The sequence below is a fragment of the Nocardioides sp. Root240 genome (genome assembly GCF_001428825.1).
Classification (GTDB): Bacteria; Actinomycetota; Actinomycetes; order Propionibacteriales; family Nocardioidaceae; genus Nocardioides.
The window spans coordinates 272,310-294,297 of the sequence record NZ_LMIT01000015.1 but is presented as its reverse complement, the minus strand read 5'-3'; the positions used below and the strand labels follow the sequence as shown (position 1 = coordinate 294,297).

17 protein-coding genes are annotated in these 21,988 nt (G+C 72.1%); 5 read left to right on the top strand and 12 right to left on the bottom strand.

Translation table 11 applies throughout. The annotated features are described in order from the left end of the window. Positions 1-208: 208 nt before the first annotated feature. The 4 genes from ASE20_RS22545 to rplM form a co-directional block, all read right to left on the bottom strand. Entirely contained in the window at positions 209-637 is a 429-nt protein-coding gene (locus ASE20_RS22545; protein ID WP_056896811.1) for a hypothetical protein, read from the bottom strand. 191 nt (positions 638-828) lie between these two features. Continuing rightward, positions 829-2,187 (bottom strand): phosphoglucosamine mutase, encoded by a 1,359-nt coding sequence (gene glmM, locus ASE20_RS22540; RefSeq protein ID WP_056896810.1) that lies wholly within the window; start codon positions 2,185-2,187, stop codon positions 829-831. A gap of 113 nt (positions 2,188-2,300) precedes the next feature. Next, on the bottom strand, positions 2,301-2,801 hold the full coding sequence (rpsI, locus tag ASE20_RS22535) for a 30S ribosomal protein S9 (RefSeq protein ID WP_056896809.1): 501 nt from the start codon (positions 2,799-2,801) through the stop codon (positions 2,301-2,303). A 20-nt stretch (positions 2,802-2,821) separates the two neighbouring features. Next, positions 2,822-3,265 carry a 50S ribosomal protein L13 gene (gene rplM, locus ASE20_RS22530; RefSeq protein ID WP_056896808.1) on the bottom strand — a complete coding sequence of 148 codons (444 nt, stop codon included), beginning with the start codon at positions 3,263-3,265 and terminating at the stop codon, positions 2,822-2,824. Between the two features lie 268 nt (positions 3,266-3,533). Between rplM and ASE20_RS22525 the strand changes: the two genes are divergently transcribed. From ASE20_RS22525 to ASE20_RS22515, 3 genes are all read left to right on the top strand, one after another. Next, positions 3,534-4,535 carry a hypothetical protein gene (locus ASE20_RS22525; protein WP_056896807.1) on the top strand — a complete coding sequence of 334 codons (1,002 nt, stop codon included), beginning with the start codon at positions 3,534-3,536 and terminating at the stop codon, positions 4,533-4,535. 91 nt (positions 4,536-4,626) lie between these two features. Next, a complete protein-coding gene (locus tag ASE20_RS22520; protein ID WP_056896806.1) occupies positions 4,627-5,916 on the top strand; it encodes a citrate synthase in 1,290 nt (429 codons plus the stop codon). Positions 5,917-5,942: 26 nt separating this feature from the next. Then, positions 5,943-7,154: an FAD-dependent oxidoreductase gene (locus tag ASE20_RS22515; protein ID WP_056896805.1), complete on the top strand. Its 1,212-nt coding sequence runs from the start codon at positions 5,943-5,945 to the stop codon at positions 7,152-7,154. Between the two features lie 10 nt (positions 7,155-7,164). Here ASE20_RS22515 and ASE20_RS22510 read toward each other — a convergent pair whose 3' ends face one another. Both ASE20_RS22510 and ASE20_RS22505 read right to left on the bottom strand, forming a co-directional pair. Then, positions 7,165-8,463: a M1 family metallopeptidase gene (locus tag ASE20_RS22510; protein WP_056896804.1), complete on the bottom strand. Its 1,299-nt coding sequence runs from the start codon at positions 8,461-8,463 to the stop codon at positions 7,165-7,167. 3 nt (positions 8,464-8,466) lie between these two features. Then, complete coding sequence (locus tag ASE20_RS22505; RefSeq protein WP_235538842.1) at positions 8,467-12,336, bottom strand: Pls/PosA family non-ribosomal peptide synthetase; 3,870 nt, start codon at positions 12,334-12,336, stop codon at positions 8,467-8,469. A 93-nt stretch (positions 12,337-12,429) separates the two neighbouring features. On the opposite strand from ASE20_RS22505, the gene ASE20_RS22500 reads away from it, so the two are divergent. Further along, complete coding sequence (locus ASE20_RS22500) at positions 12,430-14,061, top strand: long-chain-fatty-acid--CoA ligase (protein WP_082612791.1); 1,632 nt, start codon at positions 12,430-12,432, stop codon at positions 14,059-14,061. A 177-nt stretch (positions 14,062-14,238) separates the two neighbouring features. Here the strand turns inward: ASE20_RS22500 and ASE20_RS22495 are convergent, their stop codons facing one another. Genes ASE20_RS22495 through ASE20_RS22485 form a run of 3 tightly spaced genes read right to left on the bottom strand, consistent with a single transcriptional unit; the run spans position 14,239 to position 16,898 of the window. Next, positions 14,239-15,000, bottom strand: coding sequence for an ABC transporter ATP-binding protein (locus ASE20_RS22495; protein ID WP_082612789.1), 762 nt, complete (start codon positions 14,998-15,000; stop codon positions 14,239-14,241). Continuing rightward, positions 15,000-16,061 carry an ABC transporter substrate-binding protein gene (locus ASE20_RS22490; protein WP_056896802.1) on the bottom strand — a complete coding sequence of 354 codons (1,062 nt, stop codon included), beginning with the start codon at positions 16,059-16,061 and terminating at the stop codon, positions 15,000-15,002. Before ASE20_RS22490 ends, ASE20_RS22495 begins: the two co-directional genes overlap by 1 nt. Before the next feature lie 3 nt (positions 16,062-16,064). Continuing rightward, positions 16,065-16,898 carry an ABC transporter permease gene (locus ASE20_RS22485; protein WP_200952915.1) on the bottom strand — a complete coding sequence of 278 codons (834 nt, stop codon included), beginning with the start codon at positions 16,896-16,898 and terminating at the stop codon, positions 16,065-16,067. 118 nt (positions 16,899-17,016) lie between these two features. Here ASE20_RS22485 and ASE20_RS22480 point away from each other — a divergent pair, with 118 nt between their 5' ends. After that, a complete protein-coding gene (locus ASE20_RS22480; RefSeq protein WP_162260968.1) occupies positions 17,017-18,234 on the top strand; it encodes a S1C family serine protease in 1,218 nt (405 codons plus the stop codon). Positions 18,235-18,262: 28 nt separating this feature from the next. Here ASE20_RS22480 and ASE20_RS22475 read toward each other — a convergent pair whose 3' ends face one another. From ASE20_RS22475 to ASE20_RS22465, 3 genes are all read right to left on the bottom strand, one after another. Next, the gene (locus ASE20_RS22475; protein WP_056896800.1) at positions 18,263-18,445 is read right to left on the bottom strand and encodes a DUF5302 domain-containing protein; all 183 of its coding nucleotides are present in this window, start codon (positions 18,443-18,445) and stop codon (positions 18,263-18,265) included. Positions 18,446-18,519: 74 nt separating this feature from the next. Further along, positions 18,520-19,548: a GNAT family N-acetyltransferase gene (locus tag ASE20_RS22470; protein WP_056896799.1), complete on the bottom strand. Its 1,029-nt coding sequence runs from the start codon at positions 19,546-19,548 to the stop codon at positions 18,520-18,522. Continuing rightward, the gene (locus ASE20_RS22465; RefSeq protein WP_056896798.1) at positions 19,545-21,245 is read right to left on the bottom strand and encodes an ABC-F family ATP-binding cassette domain-containing protein; all 1,701 of its coding nucleotides are present in this window, start codon (positions 21,243-21,245) and stop codon (positions 19,545-19,547) included. The genes ASE20_RS22470 and ASE20_RS22465 overlap by 4 nt, the downstream gene beginning before the upstream one ends. Positions 21,246-21,988: the final 743 nt, after the last annotated feature.

Below are 21,988 nucleotides of genomic sequence, written 5' to 3'. Positions count from 1 at the left end.
GAAGCGGGCGAGCGAAGCGAGCGCCTTGACGCCGGGGGTCGGTCGGCTACCGCGCGGCCGCCCGCAGGAGCCACCCCGACACGATCCCGAACAAGGAGCCACGGAAGCAGCAGGTGAGCCGAAGAACGGCGCCGTGGCCGGCTGCTACAGCCGGGGCACCGCGCACAGCCGGATCCCCGCCCTGGGGAGGTGGGCGGGCCGACGACGGTCAGACGCGCGCGCTCTTGGCCGCGGCCACGCCCTTCTTCACGGCAGCCGAGGCGACCTGGCTCGCGAGCTGGCTGGCGACCTTCAGCTGGTCGCCGACCTGCTGGGTGGCGGCGAGCGGCGCGAGCAGGCGGTCGGCACGGCCGAGCAGGCCGTCGGCCTTGTCGACGACGGTGTGGAACTCGCCGACGGTGCCGTTGAAGCCGGCGACCGAGGCATTGAAGTCGTGCAGCGCGGCGGTGAAGTCGACGAGCAGCGCACCGAAGGTGTCGAGCGTCTGGTTGAGGCGGTCGGCCGTGGCGTCGAGCTTGTTGATCGTCTGGTCGACGTCGAGCACGGTCCGGATCCGGGACCGGCGCTCGCCGTTGTCGCCCATCCCGAGGGCGTCGGTGGCAGCGCTGGCGGAGGGGTCGGCGTACTCGCTGTTCATGGCGCCCATCCTAGGGTGTTGCTCCTTGTGCGGCGCCGTCGCGAGCGGGCTTCGGGGCCGATCTGGCAAGGCGGCGGAGCGAAGACGTGCTCAGTCGCCCTTCGAGCGACGCCAACGCTGCCAGATCGAGTCTCAAAGTCCGCGCAGCAGGCGACGGACAAGGAGCCACACCCTAGGTGAGCGGCCGGTGGTCAGGAGACGGAGAGCCGCTCGCGGACGACGTCCGCGAGGTCGTTCGCGACGGCCTCCGCCTGCTCCGCGGTCGGCGCCTCCACCATCACGCGGACGAGCGGCTCGGTGCCCGACGGGCGCAGCAGGATGCGGCCCGTCGTACCGAGCTCGGACTCGGCCTCGGCGACGGCGGCGAGGAGGACCTCGTCGTCGGTGCGGGTGCGGTCGACGCCGCTCACGTTGACGAGGACCTGCGGCAGGCGGGTCATCACGCCGGCCAGCTCCTGCAGGGAGCGGCCGCTGCGGACCATGCGCTGCAGCACGTGGAGGGTCGTGAGCAGGCCGTCGCCGGTCGTGGCGTGGTCGCGGAGAATCACGTGGCCGGACTGCTCGCCGCCGAGGGAGTAGCCGCCGGCCCGCATGTCCTCGAGCACGTAGCGGTCTCCGACGGCGGTCTGGCGGACGGTGACGCCGTGGGCGGCCATCGCCTGCACCAGGCCGAGGTTGCTCATCACGGTGGCGACCAGGGTGTCGTCGACCAGCCGGCCGGACTCCTTCAGCGCGAGCGCGAGGATGCCCATGATCTGGTCGCCGTCGACGACCTCGCCGGCGTGGTCGACCGCGAGGCAGCGGTCGGCGTCGCCGTCGACCGCGAAGCCGGCGTCGGCGCCGTGCTCGAGGACGGCCTTGCGCAGCGGCTCGAGGTGGGTCGAGCCGCAGCCGTCGTTGATGTTGAGGCCGTCGGGCTCGGCACCGATCGTGATCACGGTGGCACCGGCGAGGCGCAGCGCGTGCGGGCCGACCTCGCTCGCCGCGCCGTGCGCGCAGTCCAGGACGACGGTCAGGCCGGCCAGCGGCTGGGTGTCGGGGTCGTCGAGCGTGCCGACCAGGTGGGCGGCGTACTCCTCGACGGTCGGGCCGTAGGGCTGGACCCGGCCCACGGCGGCGCCGGTCGGGCGGTCCCAGTCCTGGGCGAGGTGCTCCTCGATCTCACGCTCGAGCGCGTCGTCGAGCTTCACGCCGCCACGGGCGAGGAACTTGATGCCGTTGTCGGGCATCGGGTTGTGGGAGGCACTGATGACGACACCGACGTCGGCGTTGAGCGCGTCGGTGAAGTACGCGACGCCCGGCGTGGGCAGCACGCGCAGCCGGAGCACGTCCACGCCGGCCGCGGCGAGGCCGGCGACCACGGCGTGCTCGAGGAACTGGCCCGAGATGCGGGTGTCGCGGCCGACCACGGCCAGCGGGCGCGGCCGGTCGAAGTCACCGTGCTCCACGAGCACGCGGGCCGCGGCCACGCCGAGGTCCAGCGCCAGCTCGGCGGTCAGCTTGTCGTTGGCGAGTCCGCGGACGCCGTCGGTCCCGAAGATGCGAGGCACGTGCTCTCCCTCTGGTGGTGCGGGTGCTGCTCTGTCGTCGTGCAAAACGGGCGACGGGGCCACGGACCGCTGCAGCGGTGCGTGGCCCCGTCGTCGACTCGCCGTGGGCGAGATCAGCGCTTGCTGTACTGCGGCGCCTTGCGGGCCTTCTTGAGACCAGCCTTCTTGCGCTCGATCGCACGGGCGTCGCGCGTGAGCAGACCGGCCTTCTTCAGCGTCGGGCGGTTGGCGTCCAGGTCGATCGCGTTGAGCGAGCGGGCGACGCCCAGGCGCAGCGCGCCGGCCTGGCCGGTGATGCCGCCGCCGTGGATGCGGGCGATCACGTCGAAGCGGCCCTCGAGGCCGAGAGCCGCGAAGGGCTCGTTGACGACCTGCTGGTGCAGCTTGTTCGGGAAGTAGTCCTCGATCGTGCGACCGTTGATGGTCCACGTGCCGGTGCCGGGCACCAGGCGGACGCGGGCGACGGCCTCCTTGCGACGGCCGGTGGCCGCGCCGGGGGCGATGGTGGCCGGACGGGCGTCGACGGCGGCCGACGGAGAGGTCTCGCTCGTGTAGGCGAGGCCCTGCTCGTCGGTCTCGAAGGTCTCCTCGACCTCGGTGGTGTTCTCAGTCATCTCTGGATCCTCGAAGTCGATTACTGGGAGATCTGCTTGATCTCGAACGGAACGGCCTGCTGGGCCTGGTGCGGGTGAGCCGGGCCGTTGTAGACCTTCAGCTTCTTGATCATCTGCCGGCCGAGGCGGTTCTTCGGCAGCATGCCCCACACGGCCTTCTCGACGGCCTTGCGGGCGTCCTTCTCGATGACCTCACCGATCGGGGTCGCGGTCAGACCACCCGGGAAGCCGGAGTGGCGGTAGACCATCTTGTCGGCACGCTTGTTGCCGGACAGGGCGACCTTGTCGGCGTTGATGATGACGACGAAGTCACCGGTGTCGGCGTTCGGCGCGAAGATCGGCTTGTGCTTGCCGCGCAGCAGGTTGGCGGCGGTGACCGCGAGGCGACCGAGGACGACGTCGGTCGCGTCGATCACGAGCCAGGCGCGCTCGACGTCACCGGGCTTCGGAGCATAGGTACGCATGGAGGAATCCATTCGTTCGTGTCGGACTCCGCCCAGTGATCTGGCCGGAGGCATCTTCTGACGAACACTGCACCCACCTTCTGGCGGGCGACTGCCCTCGCAAGGAGAGCGGCAGGAGACGCAGCGAGCAGCGTACGGCGGGGACGACCGGCGGGCCAAATCTGCGGACCGGGTGACGCGGCGGGTGACGTCTGGACCGATTCCGCCGCACAGCGCGAGCCGCGCTGCAAGGCTGATGGTCCCCCCAACCTCTCGGAAAGGTCCTTCCATGCTCCCACTGCGTCTCCTGGTCGCCACCGCCGCCGTCAGCGGCCTGGCGATCGCCGGGCTCTCCCCGGCGCCCGCGCACGCTGCCGTCCCGATCACCGACGGCACGCTCGCGCTCGACGCCGACCTCAACTTCAACAGCTCGAGCTGCACCGGTGCGTCCGCGCCCGCCGGCGTCAGCGCTCCGTTCACCGCCGGCACCACCGTCAAGCGGACCCTGACCTTCGACCAGACCGCCACGGCGAGCGACCCGACCGACAGTGTGCGGATGCGCGGCAGCCAGACCACCGCCGTGTCCTCGACCGCCGCCGGCGGACAGGTCACCTCCCTCACGGTGACGAGCACCATCACCGGGTCCGTCACGCCGACGAAGGCGACGTCTGCGTGCGACCAGGGCAGCGACTTCCCCACCGGCGAGAGCAGCCAGTCCCAGGTCCAGGCCGTGCTCCACCGCTCGACCGCGGGCTGGCTGCACGTCCAGGCCACCAGCACGGGCGTCGGCGGGCACATCGTGGCCGTCGGGGTCGGCGACGACCGGTTCCTGCAGTCCGAGATCGGCGGCTTCGCCATCCGCGACATCTCCCACGACTCCTGGGTCTACGTCCCGGCAGGCGACAGCGAGGTCCAGGTGCAGCTGGGCGGCGCCTCGGTCGACAACTTCGGGCTCGCGAAGATCTCGCTCAAGCAGTCCGTCAAGCTCACGTTCCTGCCCGCCGGCGTCGCCCGCACCGCGACGACCGGCACCGCCCGGTCGAAGGTCGTCTTCCCGAACGTCCTGACCTGCTCCACCGGCAAGGCCGTGGCACGGCTGACCTCGAAGGTCCGCGGTGCGTCGCGGGTGACCTTCTACGTCAACGGGGTCAAGAAGCAGTCCTACGTGCGGCCCGGCGCGCGCACGGTGGTCCTGACCGGCGTACCGAAGAACCGCGCCGTCGCCCTGAAGGCGATCGTGAAGGACGGCCGGCGGACCCTGACGGCGGCGCGGGCGTACCGCTCCTGCTGAGCCCCAGCACATGCGGACCCCGGTGTCCCGCGGCGCCACGCTTCGGGACACCGGGTTACCGGCTTCGACGGCGGCGGGCTAGGTTGCAAGGGTGACTGACTCTCTCACCGTACGCGACAACCGCACCGGCGCGGAGTACGAGATCCCGATCACCGACGGCACCATCAAGGCCGCGGACCTCGGGCAGATCAAGCTCAACGACGACGAGCCCGGCCTCGCGACCTACGACCCCGGTTTCGTCAACACCGCCTCCTGTCGAAGCGCCATCACCTACATCGACGGCGACAAGGGCATCCTCGAGTACCGCGGCTACCCGATCGAGCAGCTGGCGGAGAAGTCGAACTTCCTCGAGGTGGCCTACCTCCTGATCCACGGCGACCTGCCCTCCAAGGAGCAGTACGAGGCCTGGGTCCACGAGATCACCTTCCACACGTTCGTGCACGAGAACGTGAAGGGCTTCATGCAGGGGTTCCGGTACGACGCGCACCCGATGGGGATGCTGATGGCGTCGGTCGGGGCCCTTTCGACGTTCTACCCGGAGTCGAGCAAGATCGCCGACCCCGACAACCGCCACATCCAGATCGTCCGGATGATCGCGAAGATGCCGACCCTCGGCGCCTGGGCCTTCCGCCACGCGCAGGGCAAGCCGTACGTCTACCCCGACAACGAGCTGTCCTACGCCGAGAACTTCCTGTCGATGCTCTTCAAGATGAGCGAGACGAAGTACTCCGGCGACCCGCGCATCGTCAAGGCGCTGGACACCCTCTTCATCCTGCACGCCGACCACGAGCAGAACTGCTCGACCAACGCGGTGCGCTCGGTGGGCTCCTCGCAGGTCGACCCGTACTCCGCGGTCGCAGCCGGCATCGGCGCCCTCTTCGGCCCGCTGCACGGTGGCGCCAACGAGGCCGTGCTCAAGATGCTGCGCCGGATCGGCACCGTCGAGAACATCCCCGCGTTCATCGAGGGTGTCAAGAACGGCGAAGAGCGCCTGATGGGCTTCGGCCACCGGGTCTACAAGAACTTCGACCCCCGCGCCAAGATCATCAAGAAGGCCTGCGACGACGTCTTCGAGGTCACGGGGGTCAACCCCCTCCTCGCCGTCGCCAAGGAGCTGGAGCGGATCGCGCTCGAGGACGAGTACTTCGTCAAGCGCAAGCTCTACCCCAACGTCGACTTCTACTCCGGCCTGATCTACGAGGCCCTGGAGTTCCCGCCGGAGATGTTCACGGTCCTGTTCGCGATCGGCCGGGCCCCCGGCTGGCTCGCGCAGTGGCTGGAGCTCGTCCAGGACAAGGAGCAGAAGATCGCTCGCCCGAAGCAGATCTACACCGGTCCCCGGACGCTGGACTTCGTTCCCGCCGAGGAGCGCTGGGCCTGATCCCCGACTGACGCGGGTGCGCTGAGATGCGCGTGGCCGTGGTCGGCCTCGGCACTGCCGGGGCGGCCACGGCCTGCCTGCTTTTCGACCGCGGCCACGACGTCACCGTCCTCGAGCAGGCCGACGACCCGCGGCCCGTCGGCGCCGGCATCTGGCTGCAGGCGCTCGGCCAGCAGGTGCTGGACCGGCTCGACCTGCTGGCTCCCCTGCGCGCCTCGTCGTGCGACGTCTCCCGGGTCGCGATGGCCGGCCGCGACGGCCGCCCCCTCCTCGACCTCCGGTACGACGCCCGCCGGGCCTCGACGCCCGCGCTCGGCGTGCACCGGGGCGACCTGTTCACCCTCCTGTTCGGCGCGGTCCGGGCGCGGGGCATCCCGATCGAGCTCGGCGCCCGGGTCACCGCGCTCGAGCCCCGGACGGGCGGCGTGGCGCTGACGGTCGACGACCCCGGCGGCCCGGACGCCCGCGAGCTGGGGCGCTTCGACCTGGTCGTCGGCGCCGACGGAAGCCGCTCGCAGGTGCGCGCCGCCCTCGGCCTGACCAGCCGCGACCGGACCTACCGCTACGGCGCCCTCTGGGCGATCGTCCCCGACCGTGCCGGCCTGGCCGGCGACACCCTCCACCAACGGATGGACGGCACCCGGCGCTACCTCGGCGTGCTGCCCACCGGCACCGACCGCGCCTCCCTCTTCTGGTCCGAACGCACCGACCGCTTCGAGGCGGTCCTCGCCGCCGGCCTGCCGCGCTGGCGCGAGGACGCCCGGGCGCTCGCCGGGGAATTCGCTCCCCTGCTGGACGAGGTGACCGAGCTGCTGCCGGCGGCCTACCGGAGCGTGGCCGTGCGGTCGTCGTACCGGATGGTGGGTGGGGGCCGCAGCGCCGGCGTGCTGCTCGGTGACGCCGCCCACGCGATGAGCCCCCAGCTCGGCGCGGGCACCTCCCTCGCGCTCGCCGACGCCTGGACGCTCGCGGTCGCGCTCGAGAGGAAGGAACCCCTCCCCGACGCCCTCGCCTGGTACGACGACCAGCGCCGCGCCCACGTGCGCTGGTACCGGTGGTGGACCCGCGCGCTCACGCCGGCCTTCCAGAGCGACCTCACGGCGCTGGCGCTGCCCCGCGACCTGCTCACGCCGGTGCTGGCCCGCACGCCCGGTGTGCCGCGACTGCTGGTCGGCACGCTGTCGGGCGACCGGACCTCGCTGCGGAGGACCTGGCGGCTGCCCCGGGACGCGCCCTAGGTGTTCTGACCTAGGAGGGGAAGGCCGGCAGCTGCGTCTCGTGGAGCCACGGCCCGAGCAGGCCGGCGACGTCGGTGCCCGTGCGCTCGGACGCGAACGCGAGGAAGTCGTCGGTCGTGACCGAGCCGCCGTCGAACACGTCGACCCAGGCGGTGAGCAGGCCGAAGAAGGTGTCGTCGCCGACCGCCACCCGCAGCGTGTGCAGGGCCAGCGCGCCACGCTTGTAGACCCGGTCGTCGAACATCAGCTCCGGGCCGGGGTCGGACAGCACCAGGTCCTGGTCGGCCTCGGCGAGCCGCTCGTGGTGGTGGCGGGCCCAGCCGTCGCAGCTGCGCGGGCCGCCGGACTCCTCGGACCACAGCCACTCGCTGTAGCAGGCGAAGCCCTCGTGCAGCCAGATGTCCTGCCACCGGCGAAGGGTCACGGCGTTGCCGAACCACTGGTGGGCGAGCTCGTGCGCGATCAGCCGCACGTGCGACCACTCGGCGCTGCAGAAATTGCGGCCGAAGGTCGACAGGCCCTGGCTCTCGAGCGGGATCTCGAGGTCGTCGTCGGTGATCACGGCGGCGTACGACGCGAAGCGGTAGCGCCCGAAGACCCGCTCGAAGAACGCGAGCATCTCGCCCTGCTGGTCGAACGAGCCGTCGAGGTCGGCGTCCGACGGGGCGATGGTGGTGACCGTCGGGCCGTGCGGGGTCGAGGTGTAGCGGCCGATCTGGACCGTGGCGAGGTAGGTCGCCATCGGCCGGTCCATCACGTAGGTCCACTCCTCGACGCTCGCGCGCCGGCGGTGGTCGACGAGCTCGCCGTTGGCCACCACGGTGTAGCCGGCCGGAGCGCCGATCGAGATCCGGTAGGTCGCCTTGTCGTCGGGCCGGTCGTTGCAGGGGAACCAGGTCGGGGCGCCGTGCGGCTGCGCGGCCACGATCACGCCGTCGGCGAGCTCCTCCCAGCCGGCGTCGCCGTGGTGGCGGTCGATGACGGGCTGGGGCACGCCGCCGTACGCGATGGCGAGGCGCAACTCGGTGCCCGCCGGCACGGCGCGGTCGAGCTGCAGGACCAGGCGGTCCGAGCGCGCCGACCACTTCTTCAGGCCGGCGCCGTCGACGCGCACCTTCGAGGCGCGCAGGTGTGCGAGGTCGAGCACCAGCCGGGCGGTCTCCTCGAGCGTCACCACGTCGAGCGTCGCGGTGCCGGAGAGCCGGTTGCCCTCGAGGGCGTAGGCGAGGTCGAGGTCGTAGTGGCGGACGGAGTACGACGGGTCGCCGTGGCCAGGCAGGTACGGGTCAGCCGTGGGCAGACGGTGCATGCCTCAGTCCGCCCAGGGACCGATCGGGTTGCCGATCCACCGGGTCTTGTCAGGGACGGTCTCGCCTCTCATCACCAAGGACACCGGACCGACGGTAGCGTGCTTGCCGAGCGTCGCCGCAGGCAGCACCACCGAGTTGGGGCCGAGGGTCGCGCCGCGGCGCAGCCGGACCGCGTCGGTCGCGAGCAGCCGGTCGTGGAAGAGGTGGGTCTGCACGACGCTGCCCTGGTTGACCGTCGCGCCGTCGCCCAGCTCGACGAGGTCGGCCTCGGGCAGCCAGTACGACTCGCACCACACGCCGCGACCGACGCGGGCGCCCATCAGCTTGAACCAGGTCGTGATCAGCGGCGAGCCCGTCGCGAGGCCGGCGAACCACGGGGTCGCCATCACCTCGATGAAGGTGTCGGCGAGCTCGTTGCGCCACACGAAGGAGCTCCACAGCGGGTGGGAGCCCGCGCGCACCTTGCCGACCAGCAGCCACTTCGCGGCGACCGCGACAACCGCGGCGACCAGGCCGGCGACCCACAGCAGCACGGGTACGGCCACCAGACCGGCCACGACGCCGTGCTCGCTCCACACGGCGAGGGTGCCCGCCACCACGCCCAGGTGCAGGCAGACGGCGAGCGTGAGCGGCACCAGCCGGGCGATCTCCCAGCAGGCACGGGCGACCTTGAGCCGGCGCGGCGGCGCATAGGTGCGCACGTCGGCCGAGCCCTGCTCGGACCGGCGCAACGGCGCGGGCGGGCTGCCCAGCCAGGACTCGCCGGCCTTGACGGTGCCGCGGGCGGGGGCGGCCGAGAGCACCGCGACCAGCGAGCGCTTGGGGACCTTGCGGCCGGGTGCGGCCATCGCGGAGTTGCCCACGAAGGCGCGCTTGCCGACCTTGACCCGCTCGGCGCGCAACCAGCCGCCACCGAGCTCGTAGCCACCGATCAGGGTGTCGTCGGCGAGGAAGGCCTGGTCGCTCACGGTCGTGAGCGACGGGATCATCAGCACGGTCGAGGCCTCGACGTCCTGGCCGATCCGGGCGCCGAGAAGCCGCAGCCAGACCGGGGTCAGCTGCGAGCTGTAGAGCGGGAACAGCCAGGTCCGGGCCTCGTCGAGGACGCGGATCGTCGACCAGATGCACAGCGCCGGCGCGCTCTGGAGCGGGTGCGCGCCGGCCTTGACGCCCCGCCCGAGCAGGCGGACCGCGACGAGGATGAGCAGCGCGAGCACCACCACGCCGACCAGCACGCCGGGCACGACCCACGGCAGCAGCGCCCGGACGGCGTCCCCGGGGCCGGACGTCGCACCGAGGTCGGCGAGCAGCAGGGCCGGCACCAGCGCGGCGCCGATCGCGAGGGCCGGCAGCAGCGCGAGCGCCGCGGCCGCGGCGGCGTACGACACCGCCCACCGGCGCAGGGTGCGCTTCGTGGCGGCAGGTCGCTCGGCCCACGGGCCGCGGGCCGCCGAGCTGGCCCGGGTCGCCGGGGCTCCCGACCAGAACTCCCCGGCCGGGACCTCGCCGAAGACGGCGGAGCCGGGAGCGACCTCGGCGTCGTCGCCCACGGCGGCGTCGGGACCGAGCATCGAGCGGGTGCCGACGCGGGCCCGCTGGCCGATCCGGATCGCGCCCACGTGCAGGGTGTCGCCGTCGATCCAGTAGCCGGTCAGGTCGACCTCCGGCTCGACCGACGCGCCCTTGCCGACCGTCAGCAGGCCGGTGACGGGCGGCAGCGAGTGCAGGTCGGACCCCTTCGCCACCTTCGCGCCGAGCAGCCGGGCGTACCAGGTCATGTACGGCGCCCCGGCGAGCCGCGTCGCGCCGAGCTCGTCGGCGATCCGCTCGGCCATCCAGATCCGCAGGTGGACCTTGCCCCCGCGCGGGTACTGGCCGGGCCGCACCCCGGCGCGGACGAGCTGCACGAGCTTGGCCGCGAGCAGCATCCGGCCGGGCGGGCTGACGAACAGGAGCAGCAGCGGGACCAGCAACCACCACGACACCGCCGGCAGCCAGGCGACGTCGAGCAGGTCGTGGACGACGCGGGCGAAGGTCAGCGTGCCCGCGAGCCAGCGCGGCGCCGCGAGGGCGCGCAGCAGGGGGACGGCGACGACCTGGCCCACCTGGGTCTTGCGCGGGATCGGCAGCACCTTGCGGCTCTGCTCGGCCAGCGCGCTCGGCTCGAGGGAGTCGAGGAAGCCGGCCAGCGCGGAGACGGTCGGGTGCTCGTAGAGGTCGGCGACGGTCAGCTCGGCGTGCTCGGCGCGCAACAGGGTCACCACCTGGGCGGCGGTCAGGCTGCCGCCACCGAGGTCGAAGAAGTCCACCTCCGGACCGTCGGGCACCGCGCCGATGACCTTCTGCCAGACGTCCGCGATCACGGCCGCGGTGCCGTGCAGGCCGGCGTCGGCCGGGTCGGCGGTCGCCAGCGGCCACGGGAGGGCGTCGCGGTCGACCTTGCCGGACGTGCGGGTCGGGATGTCGTCGACGACCGCGAGCCGGGGCACGAGGGCCGCGGGCATCGTGGCCCGCAGGTGCGCGGTGGCGGCGGCGCCGTCGTACTCGGGGGTGGTGGCGACGTAGCCGACGAGGAGCTGGTTGCCCGTCGTCGTACGACGGACGGCCGCGGCGGCGCCCGTGACACCCGGCAGGGCGAGCAGTGCCGAGTCGATCTCGCCGAGCTCGATGCGCCGGCCGCCGAGCTTGACCTGGTCGTCGGCGCGGCCCGCGAACAGCAGTCCGGCGGCGGCGTTGACCACGATGTCGCCGCTGCGGTAGGCCCGGTCCCAGCCGAGGGCCGGCATCGGGGCGTACTTCTCGGCGTCCTTGGCGGGGTCGAGGTAGCGGGCCAGCCCGACGCCGCCGATGATCAGCTCGCCGCGCTCGCCCTCGGCGACCGGCTCGCCGGTGGCGGGGTCGACCACGACGAGGTCCCAGCCCGCCAGCGGCAGGCCGATCCGGACCGGCCCGTCGGCGGTGACCAGCGCGCCGCACGCGACGACCGTCGCCTCGGTGGGGCCGTAGGTGTTCCAGACCTCGCGGTCGTCGCGGACCAGACGCGCGGCCAGCTCGGGCGGCAGCGCCTCTCCGCCGAGGATGACCATGCGGACCCGCTCCAGCGCGTCGTCCGGCCACAGGCTGACCAGGGTCGGGACGGTGGAGACGATGGTGATGTCGTTGGCCGTCAGCCACGGACCGACGTCGACGCCGCTGCGCACGAGCGCCCGCGGTGCGGGGACCAGGCAGGCGCCGTAGCGCCAGGCGAGCCACATCTCCTCGCAGCTCGCGTCGAACGCGACGCTGAGTCCCGCCATCACGCGGTCGGACGGGCCGATCGGCGCGTCCTGCAGGAACATCAGCGACTCGGCGTCGACGAAGGCGGCGGCGTTGCGGTGGCTGACCGCGACGCCCTTGGGTGTGCCCGTCGAGCCCGACGTGAAGATCACCCACGCGTCGTCGTCGACCGACGGGTCCTGGCGCTGCCGCGGCTCGGCCGTGCGGCGGGCCTCGATCGCGAGGCCGGCGCCGATCACGGCGGCGACCTGCGCCTCGCCGAACACCAGCCGGGCCCGCTCCTCGGGGTCGTCGGCGTCGACCGGCACGTAGGCGGCGCCGACGAAGAGGATGCCCATGATCGCGACGTACAGGTCGGTCGTGCCGGAGGGCAGCCGGACGCCGACCTTGTCGCCGGGGCCGATGCCCAGGTCGGCCAGGTCGGCGGCGACGGCCTCGGCCGACTCGGCGAACTCCTCGTAGGTGACGGTGTCGTTGCCGCTGTCGAGCGCCATCGCCTCGGGGTGCTCGGCCGCCGTACGACGGAAGACGTCGACCAGCGTGCGCGCAGCGGGGGCCTCGGCACCGCGGAGCAGGGGCGACGGCGCGAGGATCACCTCTCCATCCTTGTCGACGCAGGTGAACATCCGGTGTCGCGCAGGTCGACGCCGTCGTTGTGCCGGCTTGTGATGTGAGCCACAATCGCACGGGTGAGTGCGACGACGGAGTCCCCCGCCCCTGACCAGACCCACCGCGCCTGGCCCCCGGCCACGCCTCCCGGCCCGACGTACGTCGAGGACCGGCTCAACCACTGGGCAGCCGCCACCCCCGACGCCGAGGCGATGACCTACCTCGGCCGCACGTGGACGTGGGCGCAGTGGCACGACCGCGTGCACCGTGCCGCCGGCGGGCTGCGGGACCTCGGCATCGCTCGGGGGGACGTGGTCGCCTTCCTCGACAAGAACCACCCCGCCTGCGTGGAGATCAGCCTCGCCGCGGGGTCGGTCGGCGCCGCCAACGCGATCATCAACTGGCGCTCCGCCGGCGACGAGATCGACTACGCCGTCAACGACTCGGGCGCGAAGGTGCTCTTCGTCGGCCGCGAGCTGATGCCCACCATCACCGCGATCCGCGACCGCCTCCCGAACGTGCAGAAGGTCATCGAGGTCACCCCCGAGGGCGGGGACGACGACGAGTACGAGCAGTTCCTCGCCGCCTCGACGCCCTGCGACGACGGGCCCGACGTCCTCGAGGACGACGTCTGCCTGGTCATGTACTCCTCCGGCACCACCGGCCGGCCCAAGGGCGTCATGCTCACGCACCGCAACATGGTCAGCCACACCGTGAACGCCCACGACGGCTGGGGATTCGAGCCCGGCGACAAGTCGATGGTCGCCATGCCCCTCTTCCACGTGGGCGGCTCGTCATACGTCCTGTTCGGGATCCACGACGGCGTGCCGAGCGTGATGACCCGCGAGCCCGACGCCGCCTCGCTGGCCGGCGCGATCCTCGCCGGCGCCAACCGGACCTTCCTCGTCCCGGCCGTCCTCGCGCAGGTGCTGCAGGCCGGCCCGGACGCGGTGAAGCTGTTCGGCGCCCTCAAGACCTACACCTACGGCGCCGCGCCGATGCCGCCGCCGCTGCTGCGCGCCGCGATGGAGGCCTGGCCCGACACCGACTTCATCCAGGTCTACGGCCTCACCGAGGTCGCCGGCGTCGCCACCCACCTGATGCCCGAGGACCACCGCACCGCCGAGGCCGACGGCCACCCCGAGCGCCTGGTCTCGGCAGGCAAGCCGGTGCCCGGGTGCGAGGTCCGCATCGTCGACCCGGCCACGCTGGAGGAGGTGGGGACGGGCGAGCACGGCGAGATCTGGCTGCGCACCCCGCAGCTGATGAAGGGCTTCCTCAACAAGCCGGAGGCGACCGCGGAGGTGATCACCGCCGACGGCTGGTTCCGCACCGGCGACATGGGCCACGTCGACGCCGACGGCTTCGTCTTCGTCTCCGACCGGCTCAAGGACATGATCATCACCGGCGGCGAGAACGTGTACTCGCCCGAGGTGGAGCGGGTCCTGTCCGAGCACCCGGGCGTGCTCGAGGTGGCCGTGATCGGCGTACCGGACCCGAGGTGGGGCGAGGCGGTCAAGGCCGTCGTCGCCCTGAAGGAGGGCTCGGACGCCAGCGAGACCGAGCTGATCGAGTGGACCCGCGAGCGGCTCGCCCACTTCAAGGCGCCCAAGTCCGTCGACATCATCGCCGCGCTCCCGCGCAACCCGACGGGCAAGATCCTCAAGCGCGACCTCCGCAAGCCGTACTGGGACGGAGCCCGCCGCATCTGAGCGAAGCGAAGATGCGGGGAAAGGGCGAAGGTCGAGGAGCGCCGGCGAGCTCGCGCCGCGAAGCAAGCGAGGTCGTGGCGCGTCACGAGACCCGTGTCCGTCACGCGGCACAGTCCCAGCACGACGGCCAGAGGTCTCGTGACGGGCGCCAGGGCGCCCTCCTCGACCAACGGCGAGTCAGGGAGCAATGGCGGCGCGGACCCGGGCGGCCGTCTCCGCGAACTCGGGCAGGGCGCGGATCTCGTCGGGCGCCAGCGACCTCGACGAGAAGGGCACCTTCTCGTCGAGGACGATCCGTCCCGGACGTGGGCTCATCACCAGCACCCGCGAGCCCAGGAAGACCGCCTCGTCCACGCTGTGGGTGATGAAAAGGATCGTCTTGCCGGTCTCGCGCCACAGTGTGAGCAGCTCGTTCTGCAGCCGCTCGCGGGTGAGCGCGTCGAGGGCACCGTACGGCTCGTCCATCAGCACCACCTCGGGATCGCCCGCGAGCACGCGGGCGATCTGGGCACGCTGCTGCATGCCGCCCGACAGCTCGTACGGACGCCGGTCGGCCGCGTCGCTGAGACCCACCAGCGACAGGTACCGGTCGGCGGTCGCCCGTCGCTCGGCCTTGCCGACGCCGCGCAGCTTCGGGCCGAGCGCGACGTTGCGGCGGACGTCGAGCCACGGGTAGAGCGTCGGCTGCTGGAAGACCACGCCCCGGTCGACGCCGGGCCCGCGGACCGTCGTACCGCCGACGGTGATCGTGCCGGACGACGGCGCGACGAAGCCGGCGATCATCCGCAGGAAGGTGGTCTTCCCGCACCCGGACGGCCCGGCGAGCGTGACCAGCTCGCCGGGCTCGATCGCGAGGTCGATCCGGTCGAGCGCGGGGACCGCGCCGCCGCGGGCCCGGAAGGAGTGCTCCAGGCCCGCGACGTCGATGCCCTTGCTCATCAGCCGGCCGAGGCGGCGACGTCCGCATCGACGCCGTCGCTGTACGTCGCCGCGGGCGCGACGGCGGTGATGCCGTCCTGGGCGAGCAGGAACTGCGCGGTGGCGAGGAGGTCGGCGCCGAGCTTCTCTCCGAGCCACGCGTCGGTGGCCTGCTCGGAGGCCCGCAGGTAGGTCAGCCCGGCGAACTGCGCCTTCGCCTCGTCGGTGCTGACGCCGACCTCGACCGCAACGCTCTCCGCGGCCTTGTCGGGGTCGCCGAGGATCTGGTCGACGGCGTAGTCCTGCGCCTTCGCCCACGCCTCGAGCACCTTCGGGTTCTCCTCGATGAAGGTGTCGGACGCCAGCCCGAGGTCGTACGTCGGCTTGCCCGCCTCCGCCGTGTCCTTGCTGGACAGGATGACCGTGCCGCCCTGCTTCTCCAGCTCCGAGAGGGTCGGGTCCCAGATCCACGCGGCGTCGATGTCGCCGTTGGCCCAGGCGGGCGCGATCTGCTCGGGCTCGCTGTTGATCAGCTTGTAGTCGGCCGGGTCCTCGCCGGCGTCGGTGATCGCCTGGAGCAGGGAGTAGTGCGCCGTCGAGCCGAAGGGGGTCGCGATGGTCTTGCCCTTGAGCCCCGTGATGTCGGTGGCCACGCCGTCGCGGACGACGAGCGACTCCGCCTCGCCGATGACGTCGTGGATCCAGATCACCTTGACCGGGAGGTCCAGCGGGGCGGACAGCGCCTTGGTCGAGGGCGAGGACCCGGCGAGGCCGATGTCGATGCTGCCGGCGCCGAAGGCCTGCACGACGTCGCCGCCGGAGGCGAAGTTGTTCCACTCGATGGTGGCCTTCGGCAGGCAGTTCTCGAGGATCTTCTGGTCCTTCACGACGACGTCGCCGTTGGGGATCTTCTGGTAGCCGATCCGCACCGTCCCGGTGACGGACTCGTCGGCGGTCCAGGGGCAGTCGCTCGCGGCGGCCTCGGTGTCCTCGCCGAGGCTGCAGGCGGACAGCGGGAGGACGACGGCGGCCACGGCGGCGAGGCCGCCGATCCGGCGGGAGAGCGTGCGGGAGGTCTTCATGGGTCAGGCCTTTCCTCGCCAGGGGACGACGAGCTTCTCGATGGTGCGGATGACGGCGTCAAGGGCGATCGCGGTGAGGCCGATGACGAGGATGCAGGCGACCGACAGCGCGATCTTGTTCTGCGTTCCCGAGAGGTACGCCAGGCCTCCGATGCCCGGCAGTCCGTTGACGAGCTCCGCGGCCACGACGGTGGTCCACGCGAAGCCCACCGCGACGCGCAGGCCGGACAGGATGTCCGGGAGGGTCGCGGGGATGATGACCTGGGTCTGGAGCTGCAGGCCGGAGGCACCCAGGCTGCGGGCGGCGTTGAGCTGGTCCTGCCGCACGCCGCGCACGCCGTTGATGGTGGCGAGCGTGATGGGCGGGAAGGCGGCCAGGAACAGCAGCCAGACCTTGGAGGCGTCGTAGATGCCGAACCAGGCGACGAGGAAGCCGATGTAGGCCAGCGGCGGCAGCGAGCGCAGGAAGTCGACGTAGGGGCCGGCGAGGTCACCGACCCAGCGGACCGTGCCCATCAGCAGGCCCAGGGGTACGCCGACCACGACGCCGAGCCCGAGGCCCAGGCCGATCCGGCGCAGGCTCACGACGAGGTGCTCCCACAGGTAGTAGTTCTCCTCGCCCCGGACGACGCGGTCGACGCCGCCGCCGACCGCGTGGTGGCTGTTGGCACGCACGAAGGCGTCCCAGACCTCCAGCGGGCTGGGGGTCAGGTAGTGCGGCTCGACCAGGTCGGCCGCCGCGACCACGGACCACACGGCCAGCAGCACGACCAGGCTGGCGAGCAACCCGAGCCATCGGCGCGGGCCGCGGACCGCTTCGAGGTGGGAGGAGGACATGGTGGGGAAATGTACAGTGTTTCAGTCGACTTTGTGCACATGGGGTCCCCTGGCAGACACGGCGAATGCTCACCCACGTCTCAGCGGCTTCACAGACGCCGTCGCCACAGTTGTCGACATGACCCAGGTCCTGCCCCCGACACCTTCCTCGCAGCCGCCGACCCCACCTGCACCGCCGTTCTTCCCGCCCCCTTCGACGTCGCCTGCCTCTCGACGTCCGCAGCGGGCCGGGTTCGCGGCACTCGTGCTGACCGGTGCGCTGTTGGTCGGGGGCGGGGCCGGGGTCGGCGGGGCGGCGATCTACGACGCCGCCAGCGGCGACCCCGCCGGGAATGGCGGCGGGTCGTCCGCACCGCTGCAGGTCGCTGACAACGGCAACCCGCCGGCCGCGTCGGGCAGCGTCGAGTCCGTGGCGTCGAAGGTGCTGCCCTCCGTGGTGGCCCTCGAGGTCAGCGGCGGCGGCGCGTCCGGCAGCGGCTCGGGGGTCGTCCTCGACACCGACGGCACCATCTTGACCAACGACCACGTGGTCACCCTGGGCGGCCAGATCGACTCGAAGCAGGCCGAGATCACGGCCTCCTTCAGCGACGGCACCCGCGCCCGGGCGAGCGTCGTCGGCACCGACCCGCTCACCGACACCGCGCTGGTGAAGGTCGAGGGCGTCGACAACCTGACCCCGGTCACCGTCGGCAAGTCGTCCAACCTCGACGTGGGTGAGCAGGTCGTGGCCATCGGGTCGCCCTTCGGCCTCGACGCCACGGTCACCAGCGGCATCGTGAGCGCGCTGGACCGCCCGGTCGAGGTGGCCCGCGACCAGCAGGGCAACGTGACGGCGTACCCGGCCATCCAGACCGACGCCGCGATCAACCCCGGCAACAGCGGCGGTCCGCTGGTCAACATGGACGGCCAGCTGGTCGGCATCAACGCGTCGATCCGCTCGACCTCCTCGGGCGCGGAGTCGGAGTCCGGCTCCATCGGCCTCGGGTTCGCCATCCCCATCGACGAGGTGCTGCCGATCATCGAGCAGCTCCGGTCGGGCGACACCCCCACCCACGCGCGGCTCGGGATCCAGATCTCCGACGCGCAGGGCCAGGCCGGGTCGAGCGACACCACGCTGACCGGCGCGAAGATCGAGGAGCTCGAGAAGGGCTCGGCTGCGGCCGCCGCCGGCCTCGAGACCGGCGACGTGATCACCGCCGTCGACGATCACCGCATCGACGACACCCAGTCGTTGATCGCGATCGTCCGGGCCTACCGGCCCGGCGACACCGTGAAGGTCACGTACCTGCGCGGTGGCAAGGAGGACAGCACCGAGCTGAAGCTCGGCTCGGACTGACCCCTCCCCCGGTTCGGCCGGCGGCGGGTCAGGAGCCCCCGCCGCCGGCCTTGCGACGGTGCATCTTGGGCGCGCCGCCGACCACCTCGGAGCCGTGCGCCTTCTCGCGCACCGGGCCGTCCTCGTGGACGCCCTTCTCCTTGCGGTTCTTGCGGTCCAGGGCCTCGCGCATCCGGGCCTTGAGGTCGTCGTTCGCTTCGTTGGCAGCCATGGGCTGGTCCTTCCCTCGAGGTCAGTGCGGCGTCTCGTCCACCGTGGCACCCCGGCGGCACGGAACCAAGCGATTTAGGGGGTGAGTCGCTTCTGCATCTCGGCCATCCGGGCGCTCGGCACGAAGCCCATCAGCTCGTTGATCGCGATCATCGGTGCGTTGCCCTCGGCGTTCCACGTGACCACACGCCGGCTTCCCAGGTCGGCCCCCTCCTGCAGCGCGCGGTGGTTGGCGACCTTGACCGCGACGCCGAGCCGGTGGCCGCGGTGGTCGGTCCGGACGAGGGTCCCCCACTGGTAGACGAAGCGCGGGTCGTGGTCGGGTACGACGATCTCGGTGTAGGCCACCACCTCGCCGTCCGCCGTCAGCGCCGCGGTCCGCCAGCAGGTGCGGCCCTGCGCGGCGACCAGTGCCTCGTCATCACGGTGGGCAGCGACGTCCACCGTCTCCGGCTCGCGCTCCATGTCACCGGTCGGTGCCTCGGTGCCCAGGACGCTTGCCACCGCGAGCCAGCCCTCGACCAGCTCGTCCGGCACCGGTCCGGCCCACGACTCCAGGCGGTACGCCGCGTGGTGCGGTGCGGCCTCGGCGGCCAGCGCGTCGAGCACCTCGCCGGGCATCGGCAGCGGCGCACTGCGCTGCACGTTGGCGATGCCGAACGCGTAGCCGTGGGCGGACAGGAACTCGCGGCCCGGCGTACCGGCGCCGTCGGCCGGGTCGTCGTGGGCGAACTGCACCTCGGCGTCGATGAGCGTCCGCCCTGCAGCGCGGGCGACGGACTCGGCCTGCTGCAGGAGCAGGGTCCCGGCGCCCCGGCGACGCAGGTCCGGGTGCACGTGGACGTCGATCGTCGCGCCGTCGAGGTTGTCGAGCAGGGGGACCGCGAGCCAGGCCGTGCCGACGAGCCGTTCGCCGTCGTACGCCGCCCAGAAGTGCTCGTCGCGCTTGCTCGACGGGTTGCGCAGGACCGCCAGCAGCTCCTGGTGGGCCCACGCGGTCGCCGCGTCGCCGACCTCGTGGCGCAGCGACAGCTCGGTCACCGCGGCCCACGCCTCGACCTGTACGGGGTCCGAGCCGGTGACCTCGACCAGCCGGACGCTCATCGCGAGCGCGCCACCCGTCCCTCGTCCCAGACCGGTTCGCCGGACTCGTAGACCGAGCCGTCGGACCCGAACACGCAGAACCGGTCGAACCCGCGGGCGAACCAGCGGTCGTGGGTGACCGCCACGACGGTGCCGTCGAACGCCTCGAGGCCCTCCTCGAGCGCCTCCGCCGACTGCACGTCGAGGTTGTCGGTCGGCTCGTCGAGCAGCAGCAGGGTCGCGCCCGAGAGCTCGAGCAGCAGGATCTGGAACCGGGCCTGCTGGCCGCCCGACAGCGACTCGAAGCGCTGCTCCGAGCTGGCCGCCAGCTCGTAGCGGTCGAGCACCCGCGCAGCCTGCTCGCGGCCCATCCCCTTGCGCCCGTTCGGATCGCCGTCGCCGCGGTGCAGGATCTCCAGCAGCGTGCGCCCGACGAGCTCGGGGTGCTCGTGGGTCTGCACGAACCAGCCCGGCCGCACCCGCGCCCCGAGCCGCGCCCGGCCGGAGTGGCGCACCGGCGCGATCTCCGCGTCACTCACCGGACGGTGCTCGACGTCGGGGTCGCTGCCGCCTGCTGCCAGCAGACGCAGGAAGTGGGACTTGCCCGAGCCGTTGGAGCCCAGCACGGCCAGCCGGTCGCCGTACCAGACCTCGAGGTCGAAGGCCTTCATCAGCCCGGTGAGCTCGAGGTCCTCGCAGACCACCGCACGCTTGCCGGTGCGCGCGCCGGACAGGCGCATCGTCACCTGCTGCTCGCGCGGCTGCTCGGTCGGCGGGCCGGCCTCCTCGAACTTGCGGAGCCGGGTCTGCGCCGCTCGGTACTGCGACGACATACCGTCGTTGTACTCCGCCTTGATCTTGAGCCGCAGCACCAGCGCCTTGAGCTTGGCGTGCTCCTCGTCCCAGCGGCGCCGGAGCTCGGCGAACCGGGCGAACCGGTCCTTCCGCGCCTCGTGGTACGACGTGAAGCCGCCCGCGTGCGTCCAGGCGCTGTTGCCGCCGCCCCCCGCCCCGAGCTCGACCGTCACCACGTGCGTCGCGCAGTTCGCGAGCAGCTCGCGGTCGTGGCTGATGAACAGGATCGTCTTCTCCGAGGCGGCGATCCGCTGCTCCAGCCACACCTTCCCCGGGACGTCGAGGAAGTTGTCCGGCTCGTCGAGAAGCAGCACCTCCTCCGGCCCGGCCAGGAGGTACTCCAGCACCAGCCGCTTCTGCTCGCCACCGGACAGGGTGGCCAGCTCGCGGTACTTCGCCCGGTCGTACGGGACCGCCAGGGCCTTCACCGTGCACACGTCCCAGACCACCTCGACGTCGTACCCGCCGGCGTCGGCGTACTCGGACAGCGCGGTGGCGTAGGCGATCTGGGTGGCCTCGTCGTCGGTGTCCATCAGGGCGAGCTCCCACCGGTCGACCTCGGCGGCTGCCCGTCGTACCCGTTCGGGAGCGAGGGCCAGCAGCAGGTCCGCCACGGTCGGCTCCTCGCCGAGCCCGCGGTCGACCATCTGGCTCATCACGCCCAGCCCGCCGCTGCGCACCACGGCGCCGGCGTGCGGCGTGAGCTCGCCGGTGATGATCCGGAAGAGGGTGGTCTTGCCCGCGCCGTTGGCACCCACCAGCGCGACCTTGGCGCCCTCCCCCACCCGGAACGACACGTCGTCCAGCAGGACGCGCCCGTCGGGCAGCTCGTACCGGACACCGGCGACCTCTACGTGACCCACAACCGACGATTGTCCGTGCTGGGGTCGAGGGACGCGAACCATTTCGCCGGATCGGTGGTTGAGGTGCGAGGAGCGCCAGCGACGAGGGAGCTGGGCGCGGGGCTGGGTCCGCTCGTCGGGTGCGGTGAACCGTGGGTCGGGGAGGTCGCGCAGCGACCGTCTCGAGACCCCTGTGGATGGTGCAGAGACCTGGACTTTCGCCTGTCCACAGGANGTCCTGCTCGTTTCCGGANNNGGGTGGGAGAATTCAGTCATGGAACTCGGGATCCGCACTCGTTCGACAGCAGCGGTGCTGTCGTCGATCGCTGCCGATCTCGAAGCACGCCGTGACCTGCTGGTCCGCGAGTGGCAGGGCATCGTGGAGTGGGCCGACGCCAACCAGGTGGACTCGCTCGAAGGGGCGGCGACGATCGCGGAAGGCTCCCACCTCGACACCGGCGTCCCGATCGCCGGCCCGGGTGCACCACTCGTGTCGGAGTTCGGGTTGATGGAACTCATCGCGGTCCTGGGCCGCACCCCGGACGGCGGGCGCGCGTATGTGGGTCGGATCGTCGAGTGTGCCTGGCGTCTGCCCNGAGCCGTGGCGGGCCGAACGGGTCGCGGACCTGACCCACTCCCTGACCGTCGAGGCGGCGGCCTATGTGGATCACCAGCTCGCGATCGCTGTCGGGCACGTGACCTGGGCGTTGATCGAACGCCTCGTGACCGAGGCGATCATCCGGTTCGACCCCGAACGCGCCGAG